We start from the raw sequence: 23,546 nt of genomic DNA, 5'->3' as shown, positions 1-23,546 counted from the left end.
GATTCGCAGACCGTTCCTGAGGTTTGCACTGCTTTTGGAGTTTGCAACATGTCCATGATTCTGGGAGTTCCCGTTGCTGTGCTGTTCGGTCAGCTTTTGCTCGGGATAATCAACGGTGCCTTCTATGCCCTGTTGAGCCTTGGGCTGGCGGTGATCTTCGGCCTGCTCAAAATAATCAACTTTGCCCATGGCGCCATGTATATGCTGGGCGCCATGGTCACCGTCATTATGTTTGATGCCATGGGTATCAACTATTGGGTGGCACTGGTCCTGGCCCCTCTGGTGGTTGGCTGCTTCGGTGTGCTGCTCGAGTATTTCCTGTTGCGCCGTATCGCCGGCCAGGATCATATCTACAGCCTGTTGTTGACCTTCGGTGTGGCCCTGATGATTCAGGGTATTCTGACCAATATTTTCGGGGTTTCCGGCTTGCGTTACTCAATGCCGGAAATCTTCCAGGGTGGGTTCAAGCTGGATTTCATGTTCCTGCCGTATTATCGGGCCTGGGTTATCTTCATGGCGCTACTGGTGTGCTTCGGCACCTGGTTCATGATTGAAAAAACCAAACTGGGTTCCTACCTGAGGGCTGGCACCGAAGACGCCCAGCTGATGCAGGGTTTTGGTATCAACGTGCCATTGCTGATCAGCCTGACCTATGGTTTCGGGGTCATGATTGCAGCGTTTGCCGGTGTTCTGGCTGCACCGATCTATTCCGTCACCCCGGTCATGGGATCCAACCTGCTGATCGTGGTGTTTGCCGTCGTCGTTATCGGCGGTATGGGTTCCATAGCCGGCGCGATTATTACCGGTTTGCTGATGGGCGTTATTGAAGGTTTTACCAAGGTGTTCTACCCCGAGTTCTCCTCCGCCGTTATCTTTCTGGTGATGGTGGTTGTGTTGTTGATTCGCCCGTCGGGCCTGTTTGGGAAGGAGGCGTAATCATGGACCACCCCGTAAACCAAACGGATATCCAGCAGGCCATGCTGGATCAGCAAAAGTCGGATCAACGCCGGAAACACATACTGAACCTGGTGTTGCTGGCGCTGTTGCTGATTGCGCCGGCGGTGATCTATCCGGTCTTCCTTATGAAGATTCTGTGTTTTGCCCTGTTTGCCGTCGCATTCAACCTGCTGCTGGGCTTCACCGGTTTGCTGTCCTTCGGACACGCTGCGTTTCTGGCGACCGGGAGTTATACCACCGGGTACCTGTTGTCCAATTATTCCGGCCTGACCACGGAAATGGGCATCATTGTGGGCACTGCCGCTGCCACGGTACTGGGTGTGCTTTTTGCGCTGGTGGCCATCAGGCGCCAGGGTATTTACTTTGCAATGATTACCCTGGCACTGGCGCAGTTGGTGTACTTCATGTTTGTGCAGGCGCCATTCACCGGCGGTGAAGATGGTATGCACGGTGTGCCACGTGGGCATCTCTTCGGATTCATTGATCTGGAGAACAATCTGGCGATGTATTACTTCGTGCTGGCCGTGTTTCTGGGAGGCTATCTACTGGTTCAGCGAGTGGTGGGGTCGCCCTTTGGTCAGGTCCTGAAAGCCATCAAGCAGAACGAGCCGCGGGCGGTCTCCCTGGGTTATAACGTAAACCAGTACAAGGTGCTGGCTTTCGTGATGTCTGCCGGGCTGGCCGGACTGGCAGGGTCGGTAAAAACCGTGGTGTTCCAGCTGGCGTCACTGAACGATGCCCATTGGCACATGTCCGGTGAGGTGATTCTGATGACACTGCTGGGGGGGACAGGCACGCTTCTGGGGCCAGTGGTTGGTGCCACCTTTGTTGTGAATTTAGAGTATCAGCTGTCCCAGGGGCCCTTGGGTGATTGGGTCGACCCGATTCTTGGAGCGATCTTCGTGCTCACAGTGATCGCTTTCCGTTCCGGCATTGTTGGCGAGATACAGAAATTTGTACGGAAGAACATGGGATAGAGAAGGTAATAAGTGATCGGCAGAACGCAGAAGGGCCGCTATTGAGAGCGGCCCTTCTGCGTTCAAATTTCAAACATTGTTAAATGTTGTGTCTATGTTCTTGACATGACTGGGTGTGTTACCTATCTATGTGAGGTGCGTCACAAGAAATATTAACAAACGTACATGTTGTTCCTCCCAAGATCCGAATGAACTGGTGATTCAACAGGGAAGGCAACCCAATACAAGCAGGATGAAGGGGTTGTAGGATGGAAAAATCTACCGTTGTGCTGGTAGATGCCACGCAGTATGGGGCAGATCCAGCGGTTGTCAGGGTTATTGAGCGGCGTTTCCCGCTTGTGGTTGTGACAAAACAGGACGATCTTGGTGCGGTGTACGAGGCTCAGGAGCCCGGAAATCGCGTGATTACCTGTTTCGAGTTTGATTTTCCGGATATTGGCAGCCTTTCTATGCTTAGTGAGGCCAAGCGGGAGTTCACTTCGGTACCGATGCTGATGTTTACTGAGCAGCATTCCGAAGCGTTGGCTGTCTGGGCTTTGCGCACCCGGGTTTGGGACTATTTTGTGAAACCGGTCATTGAGGAGACGGTCGTTGAGTCTCTCAATCGATTGAACCGGCTGCTGACGGAGTCTTCAAATCGCGATCGCCGTACAACCATTCACCAGAAACAACCCCTCCCTGACGATGCCAGATTTCAAAAACACCGGGGTGAGGACAGGGTTGTCGAGACTGCTGCGTCCTATATTGATCACCACCTTGCTGACAAACTGATGCAGGCAGACATTGCCGATCTTTGTGGAACGAACAGTTACCAGTTGAGCCGTGCCTTCAAACGGGTGTATGGCATTACCTTCCAGGAGTACATTGTCCGGCGTCGTATCGAAAAAGCGATCGCGCTGCTACATAACAACAGCGCGTCTGTCATCGATGTGTGCTGGGCGGTCGGTTTCCACGACGCCTCTCACTTCACCAAGATGTTCCAGCGCCATACCGGCATGACACCTTCCCAGTACCGCAGTAAATGGCTAACCGCCCGCAGCGAAGTCACCATTCCATTTCAGCTTTCTGCCAGCGGCCCGGTCAGAATCTGACGTCTGACCGCCGCTTGCAAAATCCTCCTAGTTTTTCGCAAGAATTCTCCTAACGGTTAATTTCCCCTCCTCCTATCCTCGTTAATACAGCGCACGGAACTGTCGCTGTAAAACCATGGAAGCTCGTCTAACGACTGCAGGAGTGACGAAATGAAAAACTTCAAGGAAAAAGTAGTTCAGTTTATTCGTGATGAGGAAGGTCTGGAGCTGTCTGAATATGCGGTGGCCGGGTCTTTGATTGTTCTGGGCACGGTCGCGGCATTTCAAGCGCTGGGCGGTGATATTACAACTGCCATTGACAGTATCTCCGCTGCTGTTCGAGGTGAGGTGGCAGCATAGCCTCCTCTGAGGGGGGGCACTGCCCCCCCTGATCGCATCACCGGAATGCAATGGAGTTTTTATGGATTTGAACGGATGGGCATTAACAACTCTGGTTGCGGGTTTGGTGATCGCAGTTTTAAGTGATCTCGCCGTGCGCCGGATACCCAATGCAGTCACTTTTACTATGGTGATCACCGCTCTTTTCCTTCACACCTGGTTCGGGCAGTGGGAGGGGCTGCTGTTTTCGCTGGCTGGACTGCTGATCGGATTGATCTGTTTCCTGCCGCTTTATGTTTTCGCTGCTTTGGGCGCAGGAGATGTGAAACTGCTGTCAGCCGTTGGTGCCATTGTGGGGGCTAAGGTGGTTTTCATAGCTGCGCTCATGACTGTCATGGTCGGAGGTGTCATTGCCCTCGCGTACATCACTGTCAGAGGAGGCCTGCCAGCCATGTTAAAGCGTTATGTCTCCATGTTCTGGCTGCTGCTGGCGCGACAGCCGGAATACATCCCTCCGGCACCCGATGAAGCTGCTGGCCTGCGTTTTCCTTATGCCTTGGCAATCGCTTGCGGAACCTTGTTAGCGATTATCTAGAAACCGAACTCCCAGAATTCAAGGAGTACGCAATGGAAGCCGAACTCTTAATTACAGAAAACAGGGAGGCCTCTCCCGCTGCAGCTGAGGTGATTTCCAGACCGCACACTCTGGAGGACACTGGCCTCGATCATTTTTTTGTAGCGGATTTGCTACTCAAGCATCTTAACCTGGTCAGTAATCAGACATTGCAGCAGCTATCCCGTCATTTGCAGTTACCGGGAGCCGTATTAGAGCCACTCATAAACCTGTTGAGGCAGGAGGCCAAGGTGGAGAGTCGCGGGGCGGACCTGTCAGGCAGCGGTCTTCGCTATGCACTGACGGACCGTGGTCGTGCCTCTGCATTAGATGCATTGTCCCGGGATGGCTACTGCGGTCCCGCTCCGGTTCCTCTTGTGGACTACGAAGCACTGGTCCGGCGCCAGTCGGTGTCAAAGTGTGTGGTTACTGAAGAGGATATTCACCGGTTGTTCCGTCATACCGTGGTAGAGGAAAGCCTGTTGGCGCAACTGGGTCCAGCAGTCCATTCCGGTAGAGCTATGTTTATTTACGGTCCGGCAGGTAGTGGCAAAAGCTACATATCCCGTCAATTGGTCAGGTTACTTGCGGGGCCAGTGTACATTCCCTATTCGATTCTGGTTGGTGATACGGTCATCAGCCTGTTTGATCCAGAATTCCACCATCCAGTTCATGGTGAGGAACAAGATCCAGTGCACCTTACCAACGGGCACGACCCCCGATACGTTTTATGTCACCGCCCTGAGGTAATGACAGGCGGTGAACTGACTCTGGATATGCTGGACCTCAAGTTCGATGAGCTGCGCAAACAATACCAGGCTCCCATTCAGCTCAAGGCCAGCAATGGCATGTTACTGATTGATGATCTGGGCAGACAGCGGGTATCTCATGTGGATTTGTTGAACCGCTGGATCGTCCCCATGGAAGAGAAGCGTGATTTTCTGAACCTGAGAGCGGGGCAGCACTTTGCTGTTCCGTTCGACATGCTACTGATCTTTTCCACCAACCTGAATCCCCTTGATCTGGCAGACGAAGCCTTCCTGCGCCGGATCGGGCACAAGATCGGTTTTAAGACTCTCGAGCCAGAGCCGTACCTGCGGCTCTGGCAACAGACCTGCCAGGAAATGGAGATTGAGGACAATCCCGAGGTCACCCGATTCATGATGGCCGAGCTCTACCCGAGCCAGGACAACAATCTGTTGCCCTGTCATCCCCGTGACCTGCTCGGACTGGTCAGAGATTACTGCAGGTATCGTGGGGTACCACCCAGACTCAGCGAGGAATCCATCCGCTGGGCCTGGAAAAACTACTTCGTACACATGGATAACGTGGGGTGACCGCTATGTTCAAGTCAAGAACAGTTCTCATGCTTACTTTTGCGCTGCTGATGGGGCTTGGCGCTGCTTACCTGGCACGAGGCTGGGCGGTGGACCGCTTTGCCTCACCGACGACAGATAATGGTGTCCCCGTGGTGGTGGCGTCAGTGCAGATTCCCTTCGGGAAAAAGGTGGAAATCAGCGATCTGAAGGTGGCCACCATGCCTAAATCCATGGTGCCTTCCGGAGCCTATGAAGAGGTAGGTGAGATCGAAGAATTCGTTGCGATGACGACAATATACCCAGGCGAAGTCATTCTTCGGGATAAGGTGGCTGCGTTTAGCGGTGGTAGTGCTCTGTCTGCCGTCATTTCCTCCAATAAACGGGCTGTCACCGTTCGCGTAAACGATGTTATTGGCGTGGCGGGTTTCCTGATGCCAGGTAACCGCGTGGACGTTGTTTCCGCAATCCCCATGGGCAATCGCCGTTATGAATCCCGAACCCTGCTGGAAAACGTCAAGGTTCTGGCCGTGGATCAAACAGCCTCCCCGGAAAAAGACAAGCCGGTCATAGTCCGTGCGGTCACATTGGAGCTGACCTCGGATGAAGCGGAAGAGCTGATAAAAGCGACCCAGGAAGGTGTAGTCCAGCTGGCGTTGCGGAATCCGCTGGATGACAGCATGCGTCCGGAACCGGTCAAGGAAGAAGTGGCTGCAGCTCAGCCGGCGCCCAAGCCCAAACCGCGCGGGGTGGTCGCCACTTCATCCAGGGTCACTGTTATTCGTGGCACGGAAGTCAGTACCTCGAAGGTATCCATGTAAGTAAAGCAAGGGAGAGTGACCATGATCATGAAGATACGGAATCTATCACTTGGGGGCTGTTTGGTTGGCCTGGCAATGATGTGTGTGCTGATATTCCCGGGCGGTACACAGGCGCAAATCATGCTCGCGGATGGAATGGACAAGCAGGTTGTAGAAGTGGCACTCAACCAGTCCCAGACGCTCTATCTGGAACAGCCTGTCGCGAAAATTTCCGTCGGTAATCCGGATATTGCCGATATCCTGATCCTTCGTTCGCGGCAACTCTATGTGGTTGGCAAGCAACTGGGGACGACCAACGTCACCTTGTGGGACAACGACAATCAGGTAGTCAGTGCGGTTGGTATCGAGGTCACTCATGATCTGGAAAGCCTTAAATCCAAGCTTCATCAGGTGTTGCCAAAAGAGGAAATTGAGGTCCGTTCCTCGCAGGATGCCATTATCCTGAGTGGCGAGGTGAGCAGTACCGCGCGCATGATGTCGGCCCTGGATCTGGCGCGCAGTTATCAGGGCGGTGAGGACGGCAAGGTTCTCAACATGATGCAGGTCGGGGGGGCTCAGCAGGTCATGCTGGAGGTTCAGGTGGCCGAAGTCTCCAGGGATTTCCTCAAGCGCATTGGTGCCAAATTCGAGGCGGTTAATGCGAATTCACTCCTGACCATTGGTGCCGGTAATAACGGGACGGCATTGGCACCCTCTGGTGCGTTTGTCCCGGGAGGCGGATTCGACACCATAACGGGCGGTTTACCTGCTACCCAGATCTTGCGGGCACCCATGACGTTCGAGACAACCGGCCTTTTTGCCAGCTTCCTGGACGGTGACACTCTGTTTGATCTGGTGATCGATGCCGCCCAGGAAAACAACCTCGCCAAAGTCCTGGCGGAACCCACACTGACAACCCTCACAGGGCAGGAAGCGACATTCCATGCGGGTGGAGAGTTTCCGATACCTGTTGGCAGCGGTCAGGATAACGGCATCAAAATCGAGTTCAAGGAATTTGGGGTCAGTCTCGGGTTCCTGCCCACGGTACTGGACTCCAACATGATCAGCCTCAAGCTCAACATCAAGGTGAGTGAGCTGAGCAACCAGAACTCCATTGCCCTGGAAGTGCCCGATACGACCGCCACTTTCTTCATTAACGCCCTGACCAGCCGCAGTGCCTCATCCACCGTGGAGCTGGCCAACGGTCAGACCATCGGGGTGGCCGGGTTGATTAACGAAACCTTGAGGGAGCGGGTGGACAAGTTCCCGGGGCTTGGTGACCTGCCAATACTGGGCAATCTGTTCCGCAGCCAGGAATTCATCAAGGGTAAAACCGAACTGGTGATTCTGGTAACGCCACACTTTGCCCGGCCAGTAGACCGGAATCAATTTACCTTACCGACGGATTACTTTGTGGAGCCGTCTGATCTTGAGTTTTACCTGCTGGGATACACGGAAGGCAGGCGTGAGCCTGGTACCGGTACCAAATCGGTTCAGCAGGGCAGTGTAAAGGGACAATTCGGACATGAACTCTAAGGTGAACGACATGGACGCATACAAACACAGTTTCAAGACAGTGGTGGTCGGATTGGCCGTTGGCTTTCTGGTCGCCGGATGCGCGTCACCCAGTTCCGAGGATCAGTTCGGTAACTCGGTGCGCCAGATGATAGCTGCTCAGAAGTATGTCTCTCCGGATCAGGAGGCGCGCGAGCTTCCGGTACTCGACGGTCGCAAAGCGGAAGCCGGATACAACAGCTATCGCAAGGATACTGGCAATCCCGCGCGAATGACTCCGGACATGAGTGGCAATGCCGGACTTGGGCTTTCGCGCTAACAAGGAGAGTTTGTCATGAATTCAGTCAACGGGGCACAGGATTTTCAGCGGGGCGCCATTCTGCCAATGGTCGCTATTTCCCTGATAGCCATTCTGGGTATGGCAGCCCTTGCGCTGGATATGAGCAACGCACATCTGGAGAAAACCCGGCTTCAGAACGCCCTGGATGCTGCCGCGCTCAGTGCCGCCAAGGTGCTCGACCAGACTGGTAACACCGCTCTGGCCGACAGCGCCGGCCATACGACCTTTGCGGCTAACCTGGCAGCACCGGGTAACGCCGGTCTCGGAGCGGCTGCCAGCGACGGTAGTCTGACTCTTGGCATCGAATACTCAGCCACGCTCAATCCTTTTGTAGCAGGTACCACGCCTGCTCAATATGTGAGGGCGAGCGTAGCCAGTTACGACGTTGCTGAATGGTTTACTCCGGTGCTCGGATTCGATGATCTCACCGTAGCGGGCACAGCGGTCGCGGGTCCAAGCACGACGATTAAGAAAGCCTGTGACATTGTTCCGATGATGGCTTGCGGAATCCCGCAGGAAGAAAGTCCTCCTGGCACGACTTACGGTTATTCAAGAGGAGAGGTGGAGCAACTGAAAATCGGCTCGGGCACCAGTTCCGAGGTGGGTAACGGTAACTTCTATCTGATCCGGCTCGATGACAGTCAGGGTGGCGCTGATATACGGGAAGCGGCGGCCGGAAAGTTTGATGCATGCCTGACCACTGGTGGTGACGGTGATATCGAGACTGAGCCCGGTAATACCGTTGGTCCATTCGCCCAGGGGATCAATACCCGACTGGGAATCTACCACGGACCAGTCAACTCAACCAATTATCCCCCGGACTGGTTCACCAACCATGAAACCTATACAGAAGAAGATTACCTCAATCAGGAGATGCCAGCCTACGATCTGGACTGGTACGAGTCGCAATACCAGACCGTCAGCCCTGACCAACCACCGGCCGGAGCACCCGGTCGACGTATCCTGACCATGCCTGTTGGCAACTGTGATGGACTGGCTAGTGGTCAGGATAGCGTAGAGCTGCTTGGATTTGCCTGCTTCTACATGGTGGATGAGATGAAACAGGCAGGGCAAGCCGTTTTCTATGGTCAATTCAAGGAAGATTGTGGCGGCAGCGGAACCCCTGGGCCGAATCCTGGCGTCGGACCAGGCCCCCACATTATCCAGCTATACAAGGATCCGGATAGCTTTGATAGCTGAGTGGTATTGGCGAAACATGGAGAGAAGTCATGAATGCATACCCCAGGACGAGGAGAAAGCAGCAGGGCATTGCCGTACTGGAGTTCATGCTGACAGCACCGTTGCTGGTGTTGGTAGTGTTTGCGGTCAGCGAACTGGGCTGGGCATTTCATCAATATCACACTATGACTCGGGCAACCCAGGATGGGGCAAGACACGTAGCCTCCCGTGCAACGAATGGTGCGGGTCTTGTTGTTCTGGACAGCGCCTTAGTACAGGAAGTCAGCAATCTGGTGGTGTACGGCAACACCGTTGGTACAGGTGAGCCCCTTCTGCCTGGCTGGTCTGCCGGTGATGTCAGTGTATCCAGTCCGGACGCCAGTCACGTTGAGGTCAGAGCCATATACAACTATGTGCCAATTGTGGGCCGCATCCCTGCATTTTACGGCGGGGATCCCATCGATATGGCCTTTGAAATGAACGGCACTGTGCAGATGAGGGCGCTATGAACATCAGATCCCAGTCCGGTTTGCATACGGTGGAATTCGCCCTGGTCGGGGCGATGTTTTTCATCCTGTTGTTTGCGGCCATTGAGTTTGGTCGCCTGTTGTTTGTCTGGAACACGTTGGATGAAACCAGTCGGCGAGCTGCCCGGGTCGCCGTAGTTTGTCCCGTTGAGCACAGCGCCATTCGACGGGTGGCCATGTTTGACGAACCGACATCCTCGGGGAACAGCCCAATATTGAGAGATTTGCACGAAGGTCTGATTGATCTCGACTATCTGAACGAGACTGGTGGTGAGGTGGCTGATCCGGCCACAAACTACCTGGATATTGCCTTTGTGCGGAGTGAAGTCAGCGGTTTTCGGCACCAGTTGATCATTCCCTTCTTTTTTCAGGAATTTGAGTTGCCGCCATTTATTACCGTACTGCCCCGGGAGAGCCTGGGTGTGTCGCCGGAAGGCACCGGCTGTTTCGGAACAGTGAGTTGAGCGAGCAGGGAAGGAAAAGCCATGAAAGCAAAGATGACGGTTTTGATTGCAGGGCGTAACGCCCAGGAACTGGATGAGCTTGTACAGATGCTTGCCAACGAATCAGGTCTATCTGTCACTAAGCGTCTGATCACGAACGGACATTCTGATCCGCTTCACAATATAACGGATCTGCCCGACGCGCTGGTGTTCTGCACCACTGTTGCCTGGGAAGATGAGCTGAAATCGCTTGATGAACGTCCTGCTTCCGGCCGTGTACCGACCCTGGTAACAGGCCCGGAAAATACCACAGTCATGCGTACCGCCATGCAGGTGGGAGCCAGGGATTACTTCATTTTCCCGGTTCAAAAACAGGAACTGCTGGAAGCCCTTTGGCGCATTGAGCGGGAACTTCAGCCATCCGGTAAGCAGGAAGGTGACCTGTTTGCGGTGATCAACGCCAAGGGTGGGTCCGGCGCCAGCACCATCGCGGGCGTATTGGCGCACAGTCTGGTTGAACGAATTGAGGATCGGGTAGCCCTGCTGGACATGGATCTGCAGTTTGGTCACCTGGCGTCGACTTTCGATCTGAAAGAGAGCGGGGGCCTGATCGATGCCATTCTGCGTGCCGACAACATGGACCTGTTAGCGCTCGAGGGGCACATGGTAAAGCACAAAAGCGGGTTGCACCTGCTGGGTAACGGCACCGATCAGTTGGTAGTGCCGGGTGATATCGATGAGAGTCAGCTGCAAAAGCTACTGTTACTCCTGCGTTCCGGTTATGACCATACCGTGGTCGACCTGCCGCGGCAGATTGATGGTGTGACAGGCGGAGTATTGGAATCCGCTGACAGGGTGCTGGTGGTGATGCAGCAGACCATAGCCCACATTCAGGATGCCCGCCGACTGCTCCACTACCTCACCCGCTATATGGGAATACCCACGGATCGAATCGGGGTGGTTGTTAACCGTTGGAACAAGCGCCTTACCCTGACCACCGCAGATATTGAAAAGGCGTTGGGAATCGGAAACCTCACCTGTATCCCCAATGACTACGCCAAGGTCGCAGAAAGCGCGAATCTGGGGGTGCCATTACTGGAAGCCGCGCCAACCTCAATGGTGAGCCGCAGTGTGGTGCAGATGGCGGAATCCCTGAGTGGCAAGAAAGTGGTACCACAGTCCGGTCTTGGTCGGGTCTGGCGGAAACTGGCAGGCGCCTGAGGAGGGTGTTATGGAACTCAGCAAACTGAATAACGTAGGAAAAAGTGAACTCGAGCCGCCTCTGGTGACTTCAGCGAACGGAGTGGATTCGGCCCGCCGATCCGAAGAAGAACAGGAACGGGTCTGGAAACAGAAGATCCACCAGAAATTAATGAAGGTGCTGGATTTGTCCCTGTTGGGAACCTTGGGGCGTGAAGAAGCCGAGCGCCAGCTTCAGGACATCGGCCAAAGGTTGATGTCGGAGGAATCGATACCGCTATCGCTGACAGCTCGTCAACGTATTCTCCGACAGATTCAGGACGACATTCTGGGCTTTGGTCCTCTCGAACCGCTGCTGGCAGACAAGTCCATCTCGGACATCCTGGTTAACGGATATAACTGCATCTATGTGGAGCGCAACGGCAAACTGGAGAGGGAGAATGTCACCTTCCTCAGTGACACGCATTTGTTGAATACCATTGATCGCATTGTATCCAGTGTGGGACGTCGGATTGACGAGTCTTCACCGATGGTGGACGCCCGACTCAAGGATGGTTCACGGGTGAACGCGATTATCCCGCCGTTAGCTGTCGATGGCCCCTTGTTGTCTATTCGTCGCTTCTCAATCGGCCGGCTATCGATGGAATCCCTGATAGAGAGGGGAACTCTGACATCGCCGATCGCCAACCTGTTGGAAGGCATCGTCCGTGGCCGACTTAACGTCCTGATCTCTGGAGGCACCGGTTCCGGTAAGACCACGTTACTGAACGTATTGTCCGGTTTTGTACCCCACAACGAGCGGATTGTCACCATTGAAGACTCTGCGGAACTGCAGCTTCAGCAGCCCCACGTGGCGCGATTGGAAACCCGCCCACCGAACATTGAGAACAAAGGCGAAGTCACCCAGAGGGACCTGGTGCGCAACAGCCTGCGGATGCGCCCCGATCGCATTATTGTCGGTGAGGTGCGGGGCACGGAGGCACTGGATATGTTGCAGGCGATGAATACCGGCCACGACGGCTCGATGACAACCTTACACGCCAACGCTCCACGGGATGCTCTGACCCGGATCGAGAACATGGTATCGATGACGGGAACCACCATGCCTACCAAGGCCGTTCGTTCCCAGATCGCCTCCGCCATTGAGGTTGTGCTGCAGGTCGAGCGTCAGGAGGATGGAACCCGACGGCTTGTTAGCGTGCAGGAAATCAACGGCATGGAAGGCGATGTGATCACCATGTCCGAGATCTTTACTTTCCGCCGTCTTGGGCGGGATGAGCAAGGTCGGGTAATGGGTAGTTATCGGGCAACCGGCATTGTTCCCCGGTTCCAGGAACACCTTCAGCAGCGGGGCATTGCGTTACCGCTGTCACTCTATGATCCGGACTTCGAGGGCTGAGCCATGGACGTATTAGGCGATAAACTGTGGATTTTTCTCGCACTTGTCTTTGTGGCGGTGTTCCTGTTGTCCCAGGGGATGGTTATTCCGGTATTTGGCGAGAGTCGCGGTGCACGAAAACGGATGAGCCAGCGGATGAAAAACCTGACTATGAAGGATGGCTCGGAGGAGCGGCTTTCCCTCATGCGGGAGCAATACCTGAAGGACTTGTCGCCCCTTGAGAAACAACTGGAAACCCTTTCCCTGTTGCAGCCCCTGGTAGCGCTGGTTGCCCAGAGTGGATATAGAACCAGAGCCTACCGGGTCCTGCTATTGGCAATGTTGTTGGCGGTGGTGTGTGGGTATGCAGGCTACTCCGTAAGCGGTGCATGGTGGGCGCCCTTGGTCGTTGCGCCCCTTGGTGCGCTTATTCCGTTCATGTACCTGCGCAAAAAACGAAGTGAACGAATTGCGAAGATTGAAGAGCAACTTCCGGATGTTGTTGATGTGATCATCCGGGCTTTGCGGGCAGGCCACCCGTTTATTGAAGCCATTCGTCTGGTATCTACGGAAATGCCGAGCCCGGTAAAGGAAGAGTTTCAGACGACTTTTAACGAAATTAACTATGGTGGAGACGTCCGTTCTGCATTGTTCGGATTGCTGCAGCGAGTACCCAGTGTCCTGATCATGGCATTGATCACCGCGGTGCTGGTCCAACGGGAGTCCGGCGGTAACCTTGCGGAGGTCCTGGAGAAAATTGCTTCCGTCATCCGTGGTCGTTTCCGCTTCCAGAGGCGTGTCCGGACCCTGTCAGCCGAGGGTCGGATTTCTGCCTGGGTTCTCACGATGACCCCGTTTGTCCTGTTTGTTCTGATATCTCTGGTGAACCCGGATTACATGCCAATGCTGACGGAAAGCACCCGAGGAGGGGACATTATTCTTATTGCTTTGGTGCTGATTGTCATCGGGGTTTTCTGGATCAAGAAAATTCTTAACCTCAAGGTATAGGGAGAAGAGCCATGGACTATCTGATCGGAATGCTCGATAGCATCCTTAAAGATCGGCAGTTGGCGCAAATGGTTTTTGTGGCGCTGATGGCAGTCGCTGTTTTTTGCCTCGCTCTGGCGGGGATGTTCCTGATGTCCACCCTGTTTCATCCGGTGCGTAGCCGCCTGCATAATGTGGTGGCTCCGGAGGTTGGTGAAGCGCCCAGGTATAGTCCGTTGGCACCATTGCTCAAGTCTATTGCTCCCTATGTGTTGCCCAAGAAAGAAAAGGAGCGTAATCGAACCGGTCAGAGACTGATCCATGCCGGTTTCCGCAACGACAATGCTCTGTCCAATTTCTACGCCATAAAAACCCTGTTGATCGTTGGCCTGCCGTTGGCGGTGTTTTTTGGCCTCAGATGGCTGCCTGGCCTGACCAACGTTGAGGTCGTGCAAGCGGTAGCTGTCGCTATACTTTTAGGAGCACTGGGTCCCAACTATGTGCTGAATAAATTGATTGAACGGCGCAAACGCAAACTGTACAACGGCTTCCCGGATGCCCTCGACCTTTTGGTTGTATGTACTGAAGCGGGATATGGCCTGAAACCCGCGATACAGCGAGTGTCCGATGAAATAGGGGTTGGTCACCCGGAATTGGCCGAAGAGCTCGCTCTGGTAAATAGCGAGATGCGGGCTGGTGTGGATCGGGTCGATGCCCTTAAAAATCTCGCCGACCGTACTGGCCTTGAAGAAATTGGTGGCCTGGTGGCTTTGCTCAGCCAGAGTCTGAGGTTTGGCACCAGTACTGCCGAATCACTGCGCATATATTCCGAGGAGTTTCGCGACAAGCGCATGCAACGGGCGGAAGAAGCAGCCGCTACTATCTCCACGAAGATGGTGTTCCCGTTGGTGATGTGTATGTTTCCCGCTTTCTTTGTTGTGGCCATAGGCCCGGCCATTGTCGGGCTTTTGGACCATTTCAAAGGGTAGTCACATCCACAACAATAACCGAGGATTTACCATGACGGCATATCAGCATACAAAGGAAGAGTATCGGAGTAGTCGAGTTGCCGGCTGGCATTGCTTGAAAAAACAGGCGGGAGTGGGGGTCATTCTCACGGCACTATTCCTAGCCGGTTGCGCCGGTAACCCGGCCATTAAATCCGGCAGTAGCTACACGGAACTCTACGAGGGCGCATCAGAGCTGACCTTTTCCACTCTGATGCCCGTAGAGTCGGCAGAGGAAGCGATCGCAAGGGGCGATGCGGCATACCGGCGCGGCAAGGTGGACGAAGCCGTGTTCGAGTACATCCGCTCTCTGGAACTGGACCCTGATAATGCTGATACCTTCTACAAAATCGGCGCTATCAATCTCCACAAGGAAGCGAATAACAAGGCTGCCACTGCCTTTCGTCTGGCACTTGAACAGGACGCCACGCACCCCGGTGCCCTTGAAGGCCTGGGGCTGATGATGATGAAGCAGCGGGAATACGATCAGGCCCGGAGTATGCTGGAACAGGCGGTCGAAGCTGATAGTAACCGCTGGCAGGCATTGAATGCCCTGGGCATCATGGCGGACTTGCGTGGCGACTTCACCGAAGCCCGGAGCTATTACGACAGGGCGCTCCTACTGGCTCCCCGCAACGTCAAGCTCCATAACAACCTTGGATATTCCTATTATCTTATTGGTCACTGGGATCGGGCAGAAGGGCAGTACCAGACCGCACTTGGCCTTGCCCCCGGACACGAGCGTACCTGGCGAAATCTTGGCCAGTTATATACCCGGCTGGAGCGCTATGACGAAGCGTTGGATGCGTTCGCGAAGGTAATGAGCGAAGCTGACGCGTTGAATACCATGGGCTACATCCGTATGGCTGAAGAGGATTATCGACAGGCTGAGGCATTCTTCCAGAAAGCCGCCAAGGCGTCTCCCAGCTACCACGTGACATCCAACGAGAATCTCGAGCAGGTACGACGGTTGATTGCACGTGAGTAATCAGTTTGGCGTGCAATTTCGCTGTTTAATTTTGTAATGCGGCGGCGGGGGGATTCGTTCTCTCCGTCCTGTCCCTCTCCGGAACCTCTCTCCTAAATGTCTTGATTACCTTTTTAAAACAAAGTCTTGGCGGCGACCCTGCCATCTGTCATATGGTTACAGTCGATGTCATTGTGTTTGTGAGTGTAAGCGCCAACTTCTTGACGAAATGGCCGTGAAAAATAGGGAACCAGAGCGCAAATAACCGAAAAATCCCACGATATGATTTGCCCAGATTGTCAATAAATTGGTGCAAAATATGTCATATCGCGGCAAAAAAATATCGAGGCAAGGGCTGCTATTGGTTCCTGCGGTGGTTCTGCTAGCGGGTTGCGGTTCAGGTGGCTCCGGTAGTGATAGTGAAGCAGCCGCACAGTCGCAGGCAAACGGCAATACCGGTGAACCCGTGGTGAAAGTTGCGGGTGCGGCTGTCAAAGGTATCATTCAACAGGGAATGGTCACGGCCAATCGTTTGATTGCAGACAAAGACGGGACTTATTCACTGGATCGGTTGGCCGCCAAAACTGTCAGAACTGCTGAAGACGGCAGTTACGAGCTGCAGCTGCGGGGCAAGGCCGACGGCTGGGCACTGGTTGAGCTCAGAACTGACCAGCAAACCCGCATGGTCTGCGACGTCCTTCCCGGCTGTGATCAGGCAGGCGGAGGCACGATTGTCTTTGGGCAGACCCTGAGCCTGGACAGTGAGTTCAGTCTGCGTGGTGCTGGCGATCTGATTTCCGAAACAGTGTATCTGACACCACTGACCCATCTTGCGGTGGCGGTCGCGGAGAGAAACCTGCAGGGGTTGTCTCCTGACGCACTGGCCGGCGCTTACACGACCGTTGAAAACTGGTTTGGGCTGTCAGCCGGTGCTCTCCATTTGTCACCGCCTGACCTGACACAACTGGATCAATTGAACGATGTCTCCGCCGATGCCCTGCAGGTGGCGATTGCCAATGCAGCCTTTCTGGCACTGGTAAACGACAATCCCCAGTGGAGCACCATCTCCCACGTTCTGAGTGATATGACGACCCAGATTGCTGACACCGGCCAGATTCAGATCACCGGTGATGGTGAAAGCCTGGCCCTTTCAGATCTGGTAGCCGCTTCGGCATTGCAGGCATCAGAGCTTCAGTTGGTGGTGGACTCCAGCATCATCAGCCAGAAACTTGCAGTGGTGGAGAATCGTAATGTGCAGCGATTCAAGACTATTGCTGGTGTTTACGACGAGTCCGATACCAGTCTCGCTGACTCGGGAGAAACAACGTCTGGATCTGATGGCGCCATTGACGGTGGCGATGGCTCTGGTACAGACACCTCAGGTGACACGACAGATTCCGGTAGCACTGGCACCGCCATCCCCGCAGATGCTGCCCTGTTAAGCTGGACTGCGCCGCTGACCCGGGAAAACGGTGACAGCCTCAGCATGGGGGAAATCGCCGGTTATGAAGTGGTCTATGGCACCTCTGCTGACGCGATGGACCAGTCTCTGGCTATTGGTGACGCCTCGGTTGACGAACTGTTGGTTGATCAGCTGAGTGAAGGTACCTGGTATTTTGCCATGCGCACCCTCGATACCGATGGCAATCGAAGTCAGCTGTCTGAGGTCGTTTACAAGCAGATCTGATAGCGGTATCGGGCGTCCAGGGAGGGCCGCCCGATGTTGGTGTGCTGGATTACAAAGCCCGGGCAGGGCTTCCAATGTAAAGATAAACCGACCTGCGCCAGCGATCCTCGACATGGTGGACGGAAACCACCGGCATCCCGGCGTCCTGGGACCTGAGGCGGGTTACCACCCCGGCAGCCTCGCCATCTCTCTCCCGTGCTCCTTCCTCCAATACCCATTCTGGTCCCAGGCAACTTGATACCTGTTCCACCGCCTGATCGTAGCGCGTGACTGCAACCTCCGGGTCTGGTGCGCCAACGGTGCATACGTAGGCTGAGTCTGCGTTGCCCCAGGCCCAGATTTCACAATGCCCTTTAATGAGTTCTTCTTTCGCGCGGTAAATGGTCACCGTGCTGAAGTCTGTGCCGCCTTTTCGATAGGCACTGAATTCCGCCGGGTAATCCGCCAGGATATTTTTCAGGGTGGCACACGGATTTTCGGTGCCGCTCTTCAGAGTTTCCTGAAAGGCGCAGCCGGTTAGTGAGAATGCCATGAAAGCTAATGGAACGGTCAATCGAGTTTTCATCGTTTTGCCCATCAAACGTGGATGATCGGAAGTCGGCTTCCTGTCATGTAGCGTAATTACCATAGGGATGTAAAGGTTAAACCGGTGGATTAACCAAGAAATGGCCAGGCGTCGGTAGGTTGACTACTCTTAAACTCAATCCTGAGCATGCATCCTCGGCCTGACAAACCAATCAAGGAAGACTATTGATGTTTCGATTCTGTCCCTTTTATCCGCTCTATGGGAAATCACCTGTCCACATACTGGTTGGCGTTCTCTTCCTTGCCCAGATTGTTGGGTGCTCCGAGCCGACCGAAGCTCCCCAGGCGGCGCCGGTTTCTGTGTCGGTAGTTGTGCTGGAAAAAGCGGAAGTGCGGCCATCCCGGGAGTTTGTTGCCAGAACAGCCGCTTCGGCCAAGGCAGATATCTCTGCGCGAATTGAGGCAGAAATCAGGGAAATCCAGTTTAAAGAGGGTTCCAGAGTCGAGCAGGGACAACTGTTGATCCGTCTGGAAGATACCAATGTCGGGGCCGACCTTAGCCAGGCACAGGCTGAACTGGCTGCTGCCCGGGCTGAGCTACAATCGGCGGATAAAAATCTCAAACGTGGTGAAGAGGTTGCGGGCAAAGGCCACCTCTCTGCGGCTGATCTCGACAAGCTGAAAGACCGTCTCAGCGCTGCCGAAGGGCGTTTCAAGGCGGCGGAAGCCGCCGTGCAGAAAGCGTCGAACAACCTTGGCTACACAGAAATAAGAGCCCCCATTGATGGCTGGATAGGAAAACTGAACTTCGATGTCGGCACAGTTGTCAGCCCAGCCAGCGGCGCCATCACAGAAATCCTGGTGACCGATCCTATATACGTGGAGTTCCAGCTGAATGAAGCGGATTACGTGAGTTATCGGCGAGCAGGAAGGGACGCTGCCGAAACCATGGTCAGTAATCTGTCTCTGTATCTGACGTTACCTGATGGAGAAAGATTCTCCGAGAGAGGTGTGCTGGATTTTGCTGATGTCAGTACGGACGCCAGCACGGGGACCGTTGCCATGAGGGCGGTCTTCCCTAACCCAGGTGCCGTTCTGTTGCCGGGATTGTATGTGACCCTGAATGTGGAAGGGCAGGCCGGCGAGGCGAAGATACTGGCACCTCAGGTCGCCATACAGGAGACGATAGAAGGCCAGTTTGTGCTGTTAGTTGATGACCAGCAGCAAGTGATCCAGCGCTTTATCAAAACCGGGCCGCGCCGGGGCGCGATGGTAGTGGCAGAATCGGGGCTGAAAGCTGGCGAGAGGGTCATTGTTGAAGGACTGCAGAAAGTCCGTACCGGAATTAACGTTAACCCGGTACCCAAACAGATTGATCCGGATACCGGTGCGCTCGTTGACGCTGGTGAGGCCGACCAATGATCAGCGGCGTCTTTATCCAGCGGCCAAAATTTGCATTCGTCATTTCCATTCTGATCACCCTGGCGGGACTTCTTGCGCTTCGGGGGTTACCGGTCAATATGTATCCGGATATGGCGCCACCCCAGATCCAGGTATCAGCGTCACTCCCCGGTGCCAGCTCCCAGGTGGTTGAGGAGGCGGTTGTTCGCCCGATTGAGCAGCAGCTCAATGGTGTTGAGGGCATGATCTATATTGAATCGACTGCGTCCAGCGACGGTACGGCGAAAATTACCCTGACGTTCGAAAGTGGCATTGATACTGATATCGCCCAGGTCAATGTGCAGAATCGGGTTGCGCTGGCCGAGCCATTTTTACCAGATGAAGTCAGAAGGCAGGGCGTGATCGTCAGTAAGCAGTCGGGCAACATGCTGATGGGTATCAACCTGACGTCCGACCGTCCGGATCTGGACGGCGTCTTTCTAAGCAACTATGCCTCGAATAATCTGGTTGAGGCCCTGGGGCGCGTTCCAGGTGTTGGCTCCGCAGAGGTGATGGGAGCAAAAGATTACAGCATGCGAGTCTGGCTGGATCCTCAGCGCATGTCATCTCTCGACATCACCGTTGCGGAAGTAGCCGCAGCACTGCGGGAGCAGAACCAGATTGTCGCCGCCGGCAAACTGGGGCAGCCACCGGTGCCAACCGGACAACAGTTTGTATACAGCATACAGAGCAGTGAACGGCTGTCGGATCCTGACGAATTTGCCCAGACCATTCTTCGTGCGAAGCCTGACGGTGGGTTTGTACGTCTTCGTGACGTTGGACTGATCGAGTTGGGAGCCCGCTCCTATGCCTCCACCGCCAAACTCAACAATCAGGATACGGCGTTCCTGGTTATCTATCAGTTACCAGATGCCAATGCGCTTGAGGTTGCGGATAGGGTGAAACAGGTCGTTGCAGATGCCGAACCGGGGTTTCCGGACGGTGTCGGTTACAGCGTGCTCTACGACACCACGGAGTTTATCAGCCGCTCGATCGACGAGGTGATCGTCACCTTGTTCCAGGCTATCGGATTAGTCATCCTGGTGGTCTTCCTGTTCCTGCAAAACTGGCGAGCGACCCTCATTCCCAGTATTGCTATTCCTGTCTCACTGATTGGCACATTTGCGGTCATGGCGGTGCTGGGTTACTCCATCAATACCATCACCCTGTTTGGTCTGGTGCTTGCTATAGGCATCGTGGTTGACGATGCCATTGTGGTGATCGAAAACGTTGAACGTATCCTGCAGGAAGAAAAACTGCCCATCCGCCAGGCGGTAACCAAAGCCATGGCGGAGGTTACAGGCCCCGTGATCGCCACCACCCTGGTGCTGCTGGCGGTGTTTGTTCCGGTGGGCTTTATGCCGGGCATTACCGGTGAGCTGTACAAGCAGTTTTCTGTCACTATTTCGGTGGCGGTTGTCATTTCGTCGATTAATGCCTTGACCCTGAGCCCGGCACTGTGTGTCTCTCTGCTGGGTCGAGGGGGGGATCAGTCCATTCGCTGGTTGCGCCCATTTGAACAGTTGATTGTCAGTGGAACGAAGGGCTACAAAAGCCTGGTGACGCGCCTGCTCCGCAAGGGTGCGTTGGTGGGTGTCGGAGTGGTTGCCATCCTCATCGCTGGCGCCGGCCTGTTCAAGGCGGTGCCGACGGCGTTTGTGCCACCGGAGGATCAGGGATTCCTGTTTGTGGATGTGCAGTTGCCTGATGCTGCGTCGCTTGAACGAACCGATGCCGTGCTGGAAAAAGTGACTGACATGGTGCTGGAAGATCCAGCCGTGACCGATTTTATTACGGTATCCGGGTTCTCCCTCTTAGGTGGGGCCAACTCCAATAACGGCCTGGGGATCGTCATGTTGAAAGACTGGGAGAATCGGGAGAGCGATGATTTAGGGCTGCAGCAGGTCATTCCGCGGCTGTTTTCTCGCCTATGGACGGTTCCCGAGGCTCAGGTGATGGTGTTCAACCCACCGCCCATTCCGGGACTGGGCACCTCGGCAGGGTTCGACTTCCGTCTCCAGGACAACCTTGGGCGAGATGTGTCCGAGCTTTCCCAGGTCATGAACGGCCTGATTTTTGAGGCTAACCAGCAGGAATCGCTGTCCCGGGTTTACAGCACCTACCGCGCCAATATTCCTCAGTATTTGCTACAGGTGGATCGTAATAAGGCCAAGGCGTTGGGCATACAGCTCTCCGACATATTCTCCACTCTACAAACCCAACTTGGTTCGCTTTACGTCAATGACTTCACCCGCTTCGGCAAAAACTACCGGGTGTTGTTGCAGGCTGAGGGAAGTTTTCGGCAAACCCCGGAGGATCTTTCCTTTTACTATGTGCGCAATCAGCAAGGCGACATGGTGCCCCTGACAACTCTGGCTTCATTGGAACCGGTTCTGGGACCTTCAAGTATTCAACATTTCAATCTCAAGCGTTCCGTAACTCTGTCCGGTGAGGCCGCCTCTGGGTTTGCCAGTGGCGATGCGCTCAAGACCATGGCAAAACTGTCTGAGAAACTGCCCCAGGGCTATACGTTCAGCTGGGCGGGTCAGAGCCTGCAGGAAATACAGGCGGGTAGCCTGGCCACAGTGATTTTCCTGCTGGCTATCGTGTTTGTTTACCTGTTCCTCGTCGCCCAGTATGAGAGCTGGAGTCTTCCTGTGGCGGTCATTGGCGCGGTTCCCCTCGCCATGTTCGGTGCCATGGGCGGGCTGTGGCTGCTGGGCCTGGCCAACAACGTATACGCCCAGGTGGGCCTGGTGTTGTTGATCGGACTTTCTACCAAAACCGCTATTCTCATTGTTGAATTTGCAATGCAGCTTCGGCAATCGGGCCTCTCAACCGAGGAGGCCGCAAGAAAGGCGGCCGTTCTGCGTTTTCGTGCGGTCTTGATGACAGCGCTTTCCTTTGTACTTGGCGTTTTGCCACTTGTGTTCGCTAGCGGTGCCGGCGCAGCCAGCCGCATCAGCCTGGGTATTACTGTGCTGAGCGGCATGGTTGCAGCGACCATTATGGGGACGTTGCTGGTGCCGGTCTTCTACCAATGGATCCAGAAAGTCCGGGACAGGGTCCGCGATTCTAGTGGATCAGAGTCGCGCCAGGATTCGATTGTTCCATAGAAAACAGGCTTCAGGCTTTGCAGGTCAATACGCAAGCTCAAGTTTCGGAGCCGTTTGGAACATGCCTTGTAACCGCGCCACCAGCGCATCCACCCGTCGTTCCGCTTCAGCAACGGAAGTCGCCAACGCGTCGCCGCCTTCCTCCTGATTCTCGATGGCAATACAGTGCACATCGGTGATGCCGATAAACTCAAGCACCGTGGTCAAGCTGGGCTCAAGGTGATTCATATGTGCCAGTTCGGCGCCCGGTTCAAATCCCGCGCCACCGCGAGACGAGAGAATAACCGCGTGGCGGGGGCGGTCTGCGAGCAGCGGTGTGAATGGGTCTTCGGGAGTTGACGGGTCATAGTCCACGGTCCGGCCCATGCGAACCACCTGGTCGACCCAGGCCTTGAGGGCAGCCGGCATGCCGAAGTTATACAACGGTGCGCCAATCACCAGTATGTCCGCTGTGACCAGTTCATCGATCAGTCGGTCACTTTCTGCCCTGCGAGCCTTCGAGGCTGCGGCTCGCCACGAGAGTGCCAAGCAGGCCGCCCGGGAACTGTCGGTGACCGCAACGGCCATCAGCCATCAGGTGCGCGGGCTTGAAGAAGCGTTAGGCGTTGCCCTGTTCGTTCGCAAACCCCGACAGCTGGTGCTGACGCCTCAGGGGAGGGAGTTGCAGGAGGTGTTGGGTTTAGCCTTCGACAACATCAGCAACACTGTTGAACGGTTAAAAGCAGTGCCAACGCGCCAGGCAATCACCCTCTCTACGACGCCGGCCGTAGCTGTGCGCTGGCTGTTGTCCTGGGTATGCATGTTGCGGGATACCCATCCGGACATTGACCTGCGTATTCATGCCTCACACGAAGCGGTGACGTTAGACGGAGTAACGGCGGATCTGGCGATCCGCTACGGAGATGGTCATTGGCCGGGCCTGGTCGCTGAAAAGCTGTTTGATAACACCTTCATACCGGCCTGCAGCCCTCTTTTGGGGCTTACCAGGGTGGAGGATCTGCCGAGCCATCCACTGATTCACTTTCGTCCCCAGCAGGTAGCTGTGACGCCAGTGGATTGGGAAGGCTGGCAGAAGCGGGCGGGAATACCGGAGTTGGATGTCAGTGCCGGACTGGTGTTTTCAGACGAGACCCACGCCATCTCCGCTGCGGTGGGTGGACAGG

The 23,546-nt window shown here is 55.0% G+C and carries 22 protein-coding genes and 1 pseudogene; 21 read left to right on the top strand and 2 right to left on the bottom strand.

Going from position 1 to position 23,546, the window contains the following annotated elements:
- The first annotated feature begins 48 nt into the window (after window positions 1–48).
- From MARLIPOL_RS13010 to MARLIPOL_RS12925, 18 genes are all read left to right on the top strand, one after another.
- A complete protein-coding gene (locus MARLIPOL_RS13010) occupies window positions 49–936 on the top strand; it encodes a branched-chain amino acid ABC transporter permease (protein ID WP_012138641.1) in 888 nt (295 codons plus the stop codon).
- A gap of 2 nt (window positions 937–938) precedes the next feature.
- Entirely contained in the window at window positions 939–1,934 is a 996-nt protein-coding gene (locus MARLIPOL_RS13005; RefSeq protein ID WP_012138640.1) for a branched-chain amino acid ABC transporter permease, read from the top strand.
- A gap of 248 nt (window positions 1,935–2,182) precedes the next feature.
- On the top strand, window positions 2,183–3,025 hold the full coding sequence (locus MARLIPOL_RS13000) for a response regulator transcription factor (protein ID WP_012138639.1): 843 nt from the start codon (window positions 2,183–2,185) through the stop codon (window positions 3,023–3,025).
- A 150-nt stretch (window positions 3,026–3,175) separates the two neighbouring features.
- Entirely contained in the window at window positions 3,176–3,364 is a 189-nt protein-coding gene (locus MARLIPOL_RS12995) for a Flp family type IVb pilin (protein ID WP_012138638.1), read from the top strand.
- 61 nt (window positions 3,365–3,425) lie between these two features.
- A complete protein-coding gene (locus MARLIPOL_RS12990) occupies window positions 3,426–3,938 on the top strand; it encodes an A24 family peptidase (RefSeq protein WP_012138636.1) in 513 nt (170 codons plus the stop codon).
- 32 nt (window positions 3,939–3,970) lie between these two features.
- Complete coding sequence (locus tag MARLIPOL_RS12985; protein ID WP_012138635.1) at window positions 3,971–5,293, top strand: P-loop NTPase family protein; 1,323 nt, start codon at window positions 3,971–3,973, stop codon at window positions 5,291–5,293.
- A gap of 29 nt (window positions 5,294–5,322) precedes the next feature.
- Window positions 5,323–6,093: a Flp pilus assembly protein CpaB gene (gene cpaB, locus MARLIPOL_RS12980; protein ID WP_012138634.1), complete on the top strand. Its 771-nt coding sequence runs from the start codon at window positions 5,323–5,325 to the stop codon at window positions 6,091–6,093.
- A 21-nt stretch (window positions 6,094–6,114) separates the two neighbouring features.
- A complete protein-coding gene (locus tag MARLIPOL_RS12975) occupies window positions 6,115–7,608 on the top strand; it encodes a type II and III secretion system protein family protein (protein WP_012138633.1) in 1,494 nt (497 codons plus the stop codon).
- A gap of 10 nt (window positions 7,609–7,618) precedes the next feature.
- Window positions 7,619–7,906 carry a hypothetical protein gene (locus MARLIPOL_RS12970; RefSeq protein WP_012138632.1) on the top strand — a complete coding sequence of 96 codons (288 nt, stop codon included), beginning with the start codon at window positions 7,619–7,621 and terminating at the stop codon, window positions 7,904–7,906.
- Between the two features lie 15 nt (window positions 7,907–7,921).
- A complete protein-coding gene (locus MARLIPOL_RS12965) occupies window positions 7,922–9,127 on the top strand; it encodes a Tad domain-containing protein (protein ID WP_012138631.1) in 1,206 nt (401 codons plus the stop codon).
- A 29-nt stretch (window positions 9,128–9,156) separates the two neighbouring features.
- Window positions 9,157–9,615, top strand: coding sequence for a TadE/TadG family type IV pilus assembly protein (locus MARLIPOL_RS12960; protein WP_012138630.1), 459 nt, complete (start codon window positions 9,157–9,159; stop codon window positions 9,613–9,615).
- Entirely contained in the window at window positions 9,612–10,097 is a 486-nt protein-coding gene (locus tag MARLIPOL_RS12955) for a TadE/TadG family type IV pilus assembly protein (protein ID WP_012138629.1), read from the top strand. Before MARLIPOL_RS12960 ends, MARLIPOL_RS12955 begins: the two co-directional genes overlap by 4 nt.
- Window positions 10,098–10,118: 21 nt before the next feature.
- Window positions 10,119–11,297, top strand: coding sequence for an AAA family ATPase (locus tag MARLIPOL_RS12950; protein WP_012138628.1), 1,179 nt, complete (start codon window positions 10,119–10,121; stop codon window positions 11,295–11,297).
- A gap of 10 nt (window positions 11,298–11,307) precedes the next feature.
- The gene (locus MARLIPOL_RS12945; RefSeq protein ID WP_012138627.1) at window positions 11,308–12,675 is read left to right on the top strand and encodes a CpaF family protein; all 1,368 of its coding nucleotides are present in this window, start codon (window positions 11,308–11,310) and stop codon (window positions 12,673–12,675) included.
- A 3-nt stretch (window positions 12,676–12,678) separates the two neighbouring features.
- On the top strand, window positions 12,679–13,662 hold the full coding sequence (locus tag MARLIPOL_RS12940) for a type II secretion system F family protein (RefSeq protein ID WP_012138626.1): 984 nt from the start codon (window positions 12,679–12,681) through the stop codon (window positions 13,660–13,662).
- 11 nt (window positions 13,663–13,673) lie between these two features.
- Window positions 13,674–14,630, top strand: coding sequence for a type II secretion system F family protein (locus MARLIPOL_RS12935; RefSeq protein ID WP_012138625.1), 957 nt, complete (start codon window positions 13,674–13,676; stop codon window positions 14,628–14,630).
- A 31-nt stretch (window positions 14,631–14,661) separates the two neighbouring features.
- Window positions 14,662–15,636, top strand: coding sequence for a tetratricopeptide repeat protein (locus MARLIPOL_RS12930; protein ID WP_012138624.1), 975 nt, complete (start codon window positions 14,662–14,664; stop codon window positions 15,634–15,636).
- Between the two features lie 298 nt (window positions 15,637–15,934).
- Window positions 15,935–17,302 (top strand): fibronectin type III domain-containing protein, encoded by a 1,368-nt coding sequence (locus MARLIPOL_RS12925; protein ID WP_036191652.1) that lies wholly within the window; start codon window positions 15,935–15,937, stop codon window positions 17,300–17,302.
- Window positions 17,303–17,351: 49 nt separating this feature from the next.
- On the opposite strand, the gene MARLIPOL_RS12920 is transcribed toward MARLIPOL_RS12925, so the two are convergent.
- The gene (locus MARLIPOL_RS12920) at window positions 17,352–17,855 is read right to left on the bottom strand and encodes a hypothetical protein (RefSeq protein ID WP_012138622.1); all 504 of its coding nucleotides are present in this window, start codon (window positions 17,853–17,855) and stop codon (window positions 17,352–17,354) included.
- A 200-nt stretch (window positions 17,856–18,055) separates the two neighbouring features.
- On the opposite strand from MARLIPOL_RS12920, the gene MARLIPOL_RS12915 reads away from it, so the two are divergent.
- Both MARLIPOL_RS12915 and MARLIPOL_RS12910 read left to right on the top strand, forming a co-directional pair.
- Window positions 18,056–19,249 carry an efflux RND transporter periplasmic adaptor subunit gene (locus tag MARLIPOL_RS12915; RefSeq protein ID WP_012138621.1) on the top strand — a complete coding sequence of 398 codons (1,194 nt, stop codon included), beginning with the start codon at window positions 18,056–18,058 and terminating at the stop codon, window positions 19,247–19,249.
- Window positions 19,246–22,383 carry an efflux RND transporter permease subunit gene (locus tag MARLIPOL_RS12910; RefSeq protein ID WP_012138620.1) on the top strand — a complete coding sequence of 1,046 codons (3,138 nt, stop codon included), beginning with the start codon at window positions 19,246–19,248 and terminating at the stop codon, window positions 22,381–22,383. The genes MARLIPOL_RS12915 and MARLIPOL_RS12910 overlap by 4 nt, the downstream gene beginning before the upstream one ends.
- A gap of 24 nt (window positions 22,384–22,407) precedes the next feature.
- Here the strand turns inward: MARLIPOL_RS12910 and MARLIPOL_RS12905 are convergent.
- A pseudogene (locus MARLIPOL_RS12905) lies at window positions 22,408–22,869 on the bottom strand (FMN-dependent NADH-azoreductase); the annotation flags it as partial.
- Between MARLIPOL_RS12905 and MARLIPOL_RS12900 the strand changes: the two are divergent.
- The coding region (locus MARLIPOL_RS12900; RefSeq protein WP_051123149.1) for a LysR family transcriptional regulator at window positions 22,826–23,546 on the top strand (721 nt) is incomplete at its 3' end. The pseudogene MARLIPOL_RS12905 and the gene MARLIPOL_RS12900 sit on opposite strands and share 44 nt — an antisense overlap.

The organism is Marinobacter lipolyticus SM19, assembly GCF_000397065.2.
Taxonomy (GTDB): domain Bacteria; phylum Pseudomonadota; class Gammaproteobacteria; order Pseudomonadales; family Oleiphilaceae; genus Marinobacter; species Marinobacter lipolyticus.
This window is presented reverse-complemented; position numbering and strand designations above follow the sequence as displayed.

What these genes read in the sequence shown, in the direction of transcription:
- MARLIPOL_RS12990 (WP_012138636.1), top strand. Translation starts at nt 3,426, where the DNA reads ATGGATTTGAACGGATGGGCATTAACAACTCTGGTTGCGGGTTTGGTG.
- MARLIPOL_RS12945 (WP_012138627.1), top strand. Translation starts at nt 11,308, where the DNA reads ATGGAACTCAGCAAACTGAATAACGTAGGAAAAAGTGAACTCGAGCCG.
- MARLIPOL_RS13005 (WP_012138640.1), top strand. Translation starts at nt 939, where the DNA reads ATGGACCACCCCGTAAACCAAACGGATATCCAGCAGGCCATGCTGGAT.
- MARLIPOL_RS12985 (WP_012138635.1), top strand. Translation starts at nt 3,971, where the DNA reads ATGGAAGCCGAACTCTTAATTACAGAAAACAGGGAGGCCTCTCCCGCT.
- MARLIPOL_RS13000 (WP_012138639.1), top strand. Translation starts at nt 2,183, where the DNA reads ATGGAAAAATCTACCGTTGTGCTGGTAGATGCCACGCAGTATGGGGCA.
- MARLIPOL_RS12960 (WP_012138630.1), top strand. Translation starts at nt 9,157, where the DNA reads ATGAATGCATACCCCAGGACGAGGAGAAAGCAGCAGGGCATTGCCGTA.
- MARLIPOL_RS12995 (WP_012138638.1), top strand. Translation starts at nt 3,176, where the DNA reads ATGAAAAACTTCAAGGAAAAAGTAGTTCAGTTTATTCGTGATGAGGAA.
- MARLIPOL_RS12925 (WP_036191652.1), top strand. Translation starts at nt 15,935, where the DNA reads ATGTCATATCGCGGCAAAAAAATATCGAGGCAAGGGCTGCTATTGGTT.
- cpaB (WP_012138634.1), top strand. Translation starts at nt 5,323, where the DNA reads ATGCTTACTTTTGCGCTGCTGATGGGGCTTGGCGCTGCTTACCTGGCA.
- MARLIPOL_RS12915 (WP_012138621.1), top strand. Translation starts at nt 18,056, where the DNA reads ATGTTTCGATTCTGTCCCTTTTATCCGCTCTATGGGAAATCACCTGTC.
- MARLIPOL_RS12950 (WP_012138628.1), top strand. Translation starts at nt 10,119, where the DNA reads ATGAAAGCAAAGATGACGGTTTTGATTGCAGGGCGTAACGCCCAGGAA.
- MARLIPOL_RS12975 (WP_012138633.1), top strand. Translation starts at nt 6,115, where the DNA reads ATGATCATGAAGATACGGAATCTATCACTTGGGGGCTGTTTGGTTGGC.
- MARLIPOL_RS12910 (WP_012138620.1), top strand. Translation starts at nt 19,246, where the DNA reads ATGATCAGCGGCGTCTTTATCCAGCGGCCAAAATTTGCATTCGTCATT.
- MARLIPOL_RS13010 (WP_012138641.1), top strand. Translation starts at nt 49, where the DNA reads ATGTCCATGATTCTGGGAGTTCCCGTTGCTGTGCTGTTCGGTCAGCTT.
- MARLIPOL_RS12930 (WP_012138624.1), top strand. Translation starts at nt 14,662, where the DNA reads ATGACGGCATATCAGCATACAAAGGAAGAGTATCGGAGTAGTCGAGTT.
- MARLIPOL_RS12970 (WP_012138632.1), top strand. Translation starts at nt 7,619, where the DNA reads ATGGACGCATACAAACACAGTTTCAAGACAGTGGTGGTCGGATTGGCC.
- MARLIPOL_RS12955 (WP_012138629.1), top strand. Translation starts at nt 9,612, where the DNA reads ATGAACATCAGATCCCAGTCCGGTTTGCATACGGTGGAATTCGCCCTG.
- MARLIPOL_RS12965 (WP_012138631.1), top strand. Translation starts at nt 7,922, where the DNA reads ATGAATTCAGTCAACGGGGCACAGGATTTTCAGCGGGGCGCCATTCTG.
- MARLIPOL_RS12935 (WP_012138625.1), top strand. Translation starts at nt 13,674, where the DNA reads ATGGACTATCTGATCGGAATGCTCGATAGCATCCTTAAAGATCGGCAG.
- MARLIPOL_RS12940 (WP_012138626.1), top strand. Translation starts at nt 12,679, where the DNA reads ATGGACGTATTAGGCGATAAACTGTGGATTTTTCTCGCACTTGTCTTT.